Raw genomic sequence first — 8,986 nt, 5'->3', positions numbered from 1 at the left:
CGTATATGTGTTACTGACTTCGTCAGTTCTATCCACAACCTCAAAACTGTGTTTTGAGCAAACTTCGGCTAGCTTCCTAGTTTGCTCTTTGATTTTCATTGAGTATAATCAAAAAAGTTGTCCTAATTTTGGGCAACTTTTTCTTATAAAAAAAATTTATCACGGACTTAAAAAATACATATTAGACAGGAGTGGGGAAGGATGATAAGATAAGATTATCAATAGAAGATGAAAGGAAATCAGTGATGGCAAGAACAGTTGTTGGAGTTGCAGCAAATCTATGTCCTGTGGACGCAGAAGGAAAAAATATTCATTCATCAGTCTCTTGTAAATTTGCTGAGAGTATTCGTCAGGTTGGCGGACTTCCTTTGGTGATTCCGGTTGGGGATGAGTCAGTGGTCCATGACTACGTAGAAATGATTGACAAGCTTATCTTGACTGGAGGGCAAAATGTCCATCCTCAGTTTTATGGTGAAGAAAAAACGATTGATAGCGATGATTATAACCTAGCTCGTGATGAGTTTGAGTTGGCCCTTCTACAAGAGGCTCTACGTCAAAACAAACCAATCTTAGCCATTTGTCGTGGTGTCCAGCTAGTTAACGTTGCTTTTGGTGGCACACTTAATCAGGAGATTGAAGGTCACTGGCAAGGTCTACCTTTTGGGACTTCACATTCCATTGAGACAGTTGATGGCAGTGTGGTGTCTAAATTGTTTGGTAAAGAAAGTCAGGTTAACTCAGTGCATCGTCAGAGCATTAAAGACTTGGCACCCAATTTTCGCGTGACGGCTGTGGATCCACGTGATCAAACTGTTGAAGCAATTGAATCCATTGATGAGCACCGTATTATTGGTCTTCAGTGGCATCCAGAGTTTCTAGTCAATGAAGAAGATGGCAACTTAGAATTATTTGAGTATTTATTGAATGAATTGTAACGACTAGAAATTTAGTCGTTTTTTTATTCGTTGTTTACGAATATTTATAGAGTTGCGTTTTTACGCAAACGTTTGAATTGTGACAAAAATTGGAAATTTTTAGTATAAAAATAGCATAAAAATCTAGTTATCCGCATAAAAACTGGACTTATCACACTTTATCAAGGTCAAAACCACTCAATTTACTACTAATTTACTACTTATGAATGAGCTTTGATACGACGATTTATCCTTGAAAAGTGAAGATATAAAGATACTTCCAATAAAATTTGAATATTTAATAGGTAGACACTTCAAAAAATGAGGTGTCTATTTTTTTACCCGATTTTGAAAGGAAGTGAACTTATGAAAACAAAAAATCAAGAATCAAAAGGTCGTTCCCCACTCTTTAAGACCATCAAACATTCATTCAGCCAATAAAAAAGAAAGGATAGGTAAAAATATGGAACTTAAATTTGTGATTCCCAACATGGAAAAAACATTCGGCAATTTAGAATTTGCTGGCGAGGATAAAGTCGTTCAGCGAAGAATCAACGGACGGCTAACTGTCTTATCAAGAAGCTATAATCTCTATTCTGATGTTCAAAGAGCAGATGATATTGTGGTGGTGCTTCCTGCTGAAGCTGGCGAAAAACATTTCGGCTTTGAGGAACGTGTGAAGTTAGTCAATCCACGTATTACCGCAGAGGGCTACAAAATCGGCACTCGTGGTTTTACAAATTACCTTTTACATGCTGACGACATGATAAAAGAATAAAGAAAGAGAGGAAAAATGATGAGATTAGCAAATGGCATTGTATTAGATAAAGACACGACTTTTGGAGAATTGAAATTCTCTGCTCTACGTCGTGAAGTGAGAATCCAAAATGAAGACGGGTCGGTTTCAGATGAAATCAAGGAACGTACCTATGACTTAAAATCCAAAGGACAAGGACGCATGATTCAAGTAAGTATTCCTGCCAGCGTGCCTTTGAAAGAGTTTGATTATAACGCACGGGTGGAACTTATCAATCCCATTGCGGACACCGTTGCTACTGCCACCTATCAAGGAGCAGATGTTGACTGGTATATCAAGGCAGACGATATTGTGCTGACAAAGGATTCTAGTTCATTCAAAGCTCAACCACAAGCAAAGAAAGAACCGACACAAGACAAATAGTCGCTAGGTAGAAAGGAGACTTTTTCGCATGAAACAGCGTGGTAAAAGGATTCGCCCATCTGGTAAAGATTTAGTCTTTCATTTTACGATAGCGTCACTCCTGCCTGTTTTCCTGCTGGTTGTCGGACTGTTTCATGTGAAGACAATCCAGCAGATCAACTGGCAGGATTTTAACCTATCACAAGCAGATAAGATTGACATTCCCTATTTAATTATCAGTTTCAGTGTCGCAATTCTTATCTGCTTGCTGGTAGCGTTTGTATTCAAACGGGTTCGCTATGATACGGTTAAACAACTTTACCACCGTCAAAAACTGGCAAAGATGATACTTGAAAACAAGTGGTATGAATCTGAACAGGTCAAAACAGAGGGTTTCTTTAAAGATAGTGCTGGTCGTACAAAGGAAAAGATAACCTACTTCCCTAAAATGTATTATCGACTTAAAAATGGCTTGATACAGATACGGGTGGAAATCACGCTGGGAAAATATCAAGACCAACTCTTACACTTGGAAAAGAAATTAGAGAGTGGCTTGTACTGTGAGCTGACGGATAAAGAGTTAAAGGATTCCTATGTGGAATATACTTTGCTCTATGACACCATAGCCAGTCGTATTTCTATTGATGAAGTAGAAGCTAAAGATGGTAAACTTCGCTTAATGAAAAACGTATGGTGGGAATATGATAAGCTCCCTCATATGTTGATTGCTGGTGGTACAGGTGGCGGTAAAACTTACTTTATACTGACACTGATTGAAGCCTTGCTTCATACAGATTCAAAACTGTATATTCTTGACCCGAAAAATGCTGACCTTGCGGACTTAGGTTCTGTGATGGCAAATGTCTACTATAGAAAAGAAGACTTGCTTTCTTGCATTGAAACATTCTATGAAGAAATGATGAAACGTAGTGAGGAAATGAAGCAGATGAAGAACTATAAGACTGGCAAAAATTATGCTTACTTAGGTCTCCCGGCACACTTCTTAATCTTTGATGAATACGTCGCTTTCATGGAAATGCTGGGAACAAAAGAAAACACCGCAGTTATGAATAAGCTGAAACAGATTGTCATGTTAGGTCGTCAAGCTGGCTTCTTTCTAATACTGGCTTGTCAACGTCCAGACGCAAAATATTTAGGCGACGGAATCCGTGATCAGTTTAATTTCAGAGTGGCTTTAGGTCGTATGTCTGAAATGGGCTATGGCATGATGTTTGGCAGTGACGTACAAAAGGATTTCTTCTTAAAGCGAATCAAAGGTCGTGGCTATGTTGATGTAGGAACAAGTGTCATATCAGAGTTTTATACTCCCCTTGTACCAAAAGGATATGATTTCTTGGAGGAAATTAAAAAGTTATCCAACAGCAGACAGTCCACGCAGGCGACGTGCGAAGCGGAAGTCGCAGGTGTGGACTGATCTTGCTGGCTGGTGTGGCAATAGCCACGCCAGCACTTAACCCCCCGTATCTAATTCCGAGAATTGATTTGAAATGAAAAAGAATGCTGATAAATCAACATTCTTTTTAAGTATTATTTGCAAAAAACAAGATATTTTGTCTGTTTAGCTACCAAAAAGATACCATATCTGCTTATTTTTTCTTACAATTTTTTTGATGTGCTTTTAATTTCTTCATCGCCCAATCATAATGACTTGAAGTAGTGCTTACAAAATACGAACCAAGTACACTTCCTCCTACCCACTTATAGACATCTTTTGAAAACAATTCTTCGTTTGTAAATCTCTCAGCTAATTCTAAAATATCTTTATGGGATTTATGAAACATTTCTTTTGCATCTTCAAGAGAAGTATTTTGATGTTTTTTCCAAAACTCGACATTCATATCTCCATAAGTTTTCCAATTATATGGAGCTGGAATAAAAGGTTTTGCCACTCCCTTTAAATTTGTATCTACCCAATTCAAAAGAAGTTGGTGCCATTCATATAAATGAATCAAAATATCTCTTAAATTTTTGTCTCTTTTCCAATGAGCCTCTTTCTTTTTTTCATCACTTGAAAAGTCAAGAGGTGTGTTTAATTCTTCGTCAGATAGCTTAGCAATTAATACGTTCAACTTATCATAGTTTTCTTTCGCTGCAATCATTAAATCTTCTTTTGTTCTTGGTCTTGGCATAATATTTCCTCTTACTTTACGCTATATCTCAATATGGTTTTTAAGCTTTAGTTATCGGAATCCACAGCTCCATTTTATAGTCTTTGCTATGCAAATCACCCTCATAGTAGTATTCAAAGTCAGGCTTTCCTGAATGAAAATAGCCATGCTCAGGAAAGAATACTTCCATCGCATATTTCCATCCGGTATGAATGCAATCTGGAACACATCCTGTTAACTCTACAACGGCATACTCTGCTTCATCAACTTCTAAAACATCTAAGCCCATGCTTCTTGCTTTGTCTAAATCATTAACAATATAGCCTGCCATATAGTTTATTGTGCTTGGGTTTTCCACATCATGGCAAACGCCAATACTTTGACCGTTTCCCAAACTTGCAAGTTCATCGTGGCTATATTTTTCATACAGCTTATCCCAGACACTTGGACATAATGATGAATTGATGCTGTGTTCATTTACCCCTGCGACTGCAAAGGCTTGTTTCTTTTGAATTGTAATATTCATGCTTCTTCCTCCTCTTACACTGAGTGCTAATTGCACACGTGAAACTAATTTGAATGGTTTCCCGTTTCTCACCTCCGAAGGAGTAAATCCATGAAAATTCTTAAAAGCAGTCCCAAATGAATCCGATGACTCGTATCCGAATTTGAAAGCAACATCAATAATCTTTTCATCCGTATCTCTTAATATAACGGCTGCTTCCGTTAATCTTCTACTTCTTAAATATTCTGAGAGCGTTGTTTCGGTCAGAATAGAAAACAAGCGACTGAACATTGAATACGAATATCCGGATAACTGAGTTACTTTCTTTTCATCAATCTCATCATCAAGAACTGTTTCAAGGTAATCAATCGTATTGTTAAACGACTTGATAATATTCATTTCGTTCCCTCCTTTCTTTCGGTTTATTTTAGTATAGAGGAAGATTTCTTTTCCTACCCTACAATATTTGTACAAATTTTATAGGTTTCATCTAATAGAAACTTATAACTTGGGATTTGTTTACTTACAGTACGCCTCTATTTTATCCTCATATTTTTTCAAAAGTTCCCGTGAATATATTTTTTCATTTTTTGAATCTCTAACTTCTTTCCAAAGGATAGCTGCAGCTTTTAACTTGTTAGAATAGTATTCGCTAAATTCATCTGTACAAAAATCTTTTAAAAATTGGTTCCATTGGCAAACTGAATTATCATATTTGGCATAGTCTGATTCTCCATAGTATATTTTAATCATATCTTGGATTGTAAATTTTATATCGTTATCCCTTTTTACTTTTCGCCAAGCTGTTGCCATATCAGCATTAAATTTAAACGAATTAACGCCTATTACCTCTGAAAAATAATCTCGAAATTTTTGGTTAAAAGAAAATCCGCATTCAAGTAACGGTGTATCTAATGTTATAACTTCGGATTGATTTTTGTTTCCTTTGCTCAAAAATTTTTCTATCCTATTTCCCTTAAAATATTGTTCTATAATATGATTCAGCTCCTGTTTTGTACATCTATACTCCAATCCAAGAGATTTACAAATTTGTGAAAGTTCATTTCGATACCAGTAGTATCTGTTAAATTCTTCAAATGATTTTATATCTCGAAAATCAGGTCTATTCTCTTTCAAATGCTTACCTCTACAAGTTCTAATTTTACTATTTCTTTTTCTTAGGGTTAGGTGTTGGTAGCTTATCATACATTGAATTGTTTATTAAGAAGTCCTGTAAAAGACTAATAATTTGGTTTTTATCTTCCTCTGTTAATTCATGCTCTCTCAATAAACTAACTATCTCCTCAAGGCCATCATCTCGTCCTTTAAGAATCTCAAAAGACGTGCCAAAGATTTCAGCTAATTTTTCTACTGTTTCATCTTTTGGATTTCTTCCCCCGTTTTCCCATCTAGCGTACTGGGCTTGAGCTACACCCAATTTTTCAGCAACTTCTAATTGAGTAAGTCCTGCATCTAGTCGGGCTTTTTTTATATTGTCTTTTAACATTTTAAAATTCCTTTCGTTTTTCTATTGACTTATAACCAAAATGGTTGTATTATACTTATATAACCAAAATGGTTATATTAAAACAAAGCATACAAAATAAGTGATACTAGTTAACTTTATGAGTATGCAAAAACACCCCAGAAAGCTCTGCAAAGCGTTCTGAGGCTTTCGTTTAAAACCAATACAATTATACCAAAATGGTAATAAAAAGTCCATAAGAAGCGAAATATGGGCTAGATTGAGGATATTATGACATCAACACAATTTACATTTCAAAACAACAAAATTAACAATACTCATTCTTTTTATTCGCCTAGTTTAGAAGAATATATTCAAGTAAATGATAATGAATTTGAAGATATTCGAAATGAAGAAATTGAGCTTAGAGCACTTGAATTGCTCTCGCAGTTTCTAGACAAGTATTTTGGGTAGTTTAAAAACTAATAAATTAGAGATTGGGAGACAAGTGCAAGGGCGCGGGCCGAAGGCAGAGCGCCCGAAGCTCGAAGTTCTCCCAATCTCTAACATAAAAGCTGGCGTCTCTAACAGCCAGCAATCAGATACACTTAAGGCAACGCCCTAAGTAACGAGTCATTGGCAAAAATCAATAGTAGCAACGAATTACGCAGATTTTAAGCATAGAAAGGAGGCGTTACAGTTGAAAAATACCATTCAATCTCTACGAGAATATCAAAATCAAGTAGATTTATCAGAACTAGAAAAATCTATTTATATCAGTATTGACCGATTAACAGTAATCTTTGATAGTGAAAACCAATCACTTAGACGAGTATTTCGTGAATTACGAAAATCACTCGATAATATAATTCAAGAATTTAGTATTCAAGAAAATCTAAAAGAAGACTTTTTTACTCTATATAAAACAATAAACGAAGATAGTATAAATCTAATTTTCTTCCAACTATCGGATTATGGTGGTTATCAAGTCATACGCCTAGACTTCAACCCAAACTCACTAAAAGAATTTGAGGGTTTACAAGTGTGGAGGCAGATTATGAATTACGCTCGATTAAATCGATTAGAAATTAGACTGTCACGATTAGACCTTGCTTTTGATATCTTTAATAGGCCAGAAATAGTTTTTTTACAACATATTAAAGGAGGGGTTAGTCATAAAATATTCTACGGTAGAGGGGGAAATATAGAAAGTAAATACTGGGGTGCAAGTGGTAGCAACGTTCAAGTACGTTTGTACGATAAGAATATAGAGGTAGTAAGTCACAAAAGAGCTGATAAATTAGATATAGAAAGCAAACCCTTTTGGTGGCGGTTAGAGTTCCAACTACGAACAAAGGCTATAAACGAGGAAACCATTTCAGAGATTTCTAAACGATTGGAGAATTTTAGCTTTTTTAGTCTTTCAAGTGTTCCAGATGATAGCAAAGCATTTGCTTATATCTTTCTCCATGAACCTGCACTCTTACCCGAATTATTCCCCTATCTGAAACCTAACACTATTAGAGTTAAAAAGACTAGGCTTAGAAAACATTTAAAAGCATTTGATAGTAGCTCATTTTCTTTAGAGCTACAAGATGCACTTAAAGAACAAACCCCACGATTAAATAATGAACTCAAACAATTAATAGGAGAATTCCTAGAACTTACTAGTAAAGGAGAAATTGATTTATGAACGATAAATTAACTATGACAGTACAAGAAATTATGGACTTAGGTTTTTCAAAATGGACTGCTTATAATATTTTACGGCAAGCAAAACATATTATGGTCGAGCGTGGTTTCGATTTCTATAACAATAAAGGACTTGGAACTGTTCCAGTATCAGTTGTAGCAGAGATACTTGGATTGGAGGAACTACATGTCAAAAACTAGATATACCGGTGTTACGAAAGATGATAAGACTGGCAAATATACTTATTATTTTAAAGCTGGAGTTGACCTAGCTACTGGTAAACCTTATCAAGAACGTAGACGTGGTTTTCAAACCGCAAAAGAAGCCTTTGAAGCACGTACAAGAGCCTTGAATAAGATACAACAAAAAGGAGGAATTAAGCATACTCAATGGACTTTTAGGCAGTTTATGGAAGAAGTTTTTATGCCAAATTATTACGCTACAACAAGTCCGGATCTCGAACACAGACGTCAAGTTATATTCGATGAATTTATTCAATACTTTGGTAAGAAAAAACCTAGAGATATTACAACTTATGATGTAATAAATTATAGAAACAGTTTATTAGATAGATATTCAAATTCATATGCAAGAAACAAGATGACATTGCTTAATCAAGTTTTGAAAACTGCGAAAAAATATGGGTTGATTTTTCATGAAATTCCCACAAGTAATATCAGTCCAATTCCAATCATAAAAAAACATATAGATTTTTGGACAAAAGACGAGTTCCAAAAAGTAATACAATCACTTGATAAAAAGAGTTATTTTGAGCACTTTGTTTATACACTTTTTTGGCTATATTATTTTACGGGAATGCGTGTAAATGAGGCGACTGCTCTTTATTGGGAAGATGTAGATTTTGAAAAGAAAACTCTAGCAATCAATCACAACTTACAGTACATAAACCGTGAAAATTGGGTTCGGCGTAACAAACTAAAAACGGAAAGCTCCAGACGAACCATTGGCCTTGATGATAATACTCTAAACGTACTTAAAGAATGGAAAGAACGACAAGCAAAAGTTGACAAGATACCGTTCATTCTATCACTTGATGGAAATCCATATCGTAAACGTAGTATTAGAGACCAGATTTTAAAATACTCTAAGCGTGCTGGTGT

The 8,986-nt window shown here is 35.4% G+C and carries 12 protein-coding genes; 8 read left to right on the top strand and 4 right to left on the bottom strand.

What is annotated here, in order from left to right:
• Nucleotides 1-245 precede the first annotated feature (245 nt).
• The 4 genes from ADM33_RS00325 to ADM33_RS00310 all read left to right on the top strand — a co-directional run bounded on the left by ADM33_RS00325 (nucleotide 246) and on the right by ADM33_RS00310 (nucleotide 3,508).
• Nucleotides 246-935 (top strand): gamma-glutamyl-gamma-aminobutyrate hydrolase family protein, encoded by a 690-nt coding sequence (locus ADM33_RS00325; protein WP_045614750.1) that lies wholly within the window; start codon nucleotides 246-248, stop codon nucleotides 933-935.
• Between the two features lie 442 nt (nucleotides 936-1,377).
• Entirely contained in the window at nucleotides 1,378-1,692 is a 315-nt protein-coding gene (locus tag ADM33_RS00320; RefSeq protein ID WP_000420682.1) for a YdcP family protein, read from the top strand.
• Nucleotides 1,693-1,707: 15 nt separating this feature from the next.
• Nucleotides 1,708-2,094 carry a YdcP family protein gene (locus tag ADM33_RS00315; RefSeq protein ID WP_000985015.1) on the top strand — a complete coding sequence of 129 codons (387 nt, stop codon included), beginning with the start codon at nucleotides 1,708-1,710 and terminating at the stop codon, nucleotides 2,092-2,094.
• 28 nt (nucleotides 2,095-2,122) lie between these two features.
• Complete coding sequence (locus ADM33_RS00310; RefSeq protein WP_000813488.1) at nucleotides 2,123-3,508, top strand: FtsK/SpoIIIE domain-containing protein; 1,386 nt, start codon at nucleotides 2,123-2,125, stop codon at nucleotides 3,506-3,508.
• A gap of 172 nt (nucleotides 3,509-3,680) precedes the next feature.
• Here the strand turns inward: ADM33_RS00310 and ADM33_RS00305 are convergent, their stop codons facing one another.
• From ADM33_RS00305 to ADM33_RS00290, 4 genes are all read right to left on the bottom strand, one after another.
• Nucleotides 3,681-4,223, bottom strand: coding sequence for a ClbS/DfsB family four-helix bundle protein (locus ADM33_RS00305; RefSeq protein WP_049502685.1), 543 nt, complete (start codon nucleotides 4,221-4,223; stop codon nucleotides 3,681-3,683).
• Between the two features lie 40 nt (nucleotides 4,224-4,263).
• Nucleotides 4,264-5,106 carry an AraC family transcriptional regulator gene (locus ADM33_RS00300; protein WP_049502684.1) on the bottom strand — a complete coding sequence of 281 codons (843 nt, stop codon included), beginning with the start codon at nucleotides 5,104-5,106 and terminating at the stop codon, nucleotides 4,264-4,266.
• Between the two features lie 120 nt (nucleotides 5,107-5,226).
• A complete protein-coding gene (locus ADM33_RS00295; protein ID WP_049502683.1) occupies nucleotides 5,227-5,844 on the bottom strand; it encodes an SAP domain-containing protein in 618 nt (205 codons plus the stop codon).
• A gap of 28 nt (nucleotides 5,845-5,872) precedes the next feature.
• Complete coding sequence (locus tag ADM33_RS00290; protein WP_049502682.1) at nucleotides 5,873-6,214, bottom strand: helix-turn-helix transcriptional regulator; 342 nt, start codon at nucleotides 6,212-6,214, stop codon at nucleotides 5,873-5,875.
• A gap of 249 nt (nucleotides 6,215-6,463) precedes the next feature.
• On the opposite strand from ADM33_RS00290, the gene ADM33_RS00285 reads away from it, so the two are divergent.
• From ADM33_RS00285 to ADM33_RS00270, 4 genes are all read left to right on the top strand, one after another.
• On the top strand, nucleotides 6,464-6,646 hold the full coding sequence (locus ADM33_RS00285) for a hypothetical protein (protein WP_000204836.1): 183 nt from the start codon (nucleotides 6,464-6,466) through the stop codon (nucleotides 6,644-6,646).
• Between the two features lie 226 nt (nucleotides 6,647-6,872).
• Nucleotides 6,873-7,865, top strand: coding sequence for a replication initiation protein (locus tag ADM33_RS00280; RefSeq protein WP_049502681.1), 993 nt, complete (start codon nucleotides 6,873-6,875; stop codon nucleotides 7,863-7,865).
• Nucleotides 7,862-8,065, top strand: a complete 204-nt coding sequence (locus tag ADM33_RS00275; RefSeq protein WP_000998327.1) for a DUF3173 family protein — start codon at nucleotides 7,862-7,864, stop codon at nucleotides 8,063-8,065. Before ADM33_RS00280 ends, ADM33_RS00275 begins: the two co-directional genes overlap by 4 nt.
• On the top strand, nucleotides 8,052-8,986 hold a 935-nt coding region (locus tag ADM33_RS00270; RefSeq protein ID WP_049502680.1), incomplete at its 3' end, for a tyrosine-type recombinase/integrase. The genes ADM33_RS00275 and ADM33_RS00270, both read left to right, overlap by 14 nt.

The organism is Streptococcus oralis (assembly GCF_001075875.1).
In the GTDB taxonomy this organism is placed as follows: Bacteria; Bacillota; Bacilli; order Lactobacillales; family Streptococcaceae; genus Streptococcus; species Streptococcus oralis_I.
The sequence above is the reverse complement of the archived record's forward strand: the minus strand, read 5'-3'. Positions and strand labels throughout refer to the sequence as shown.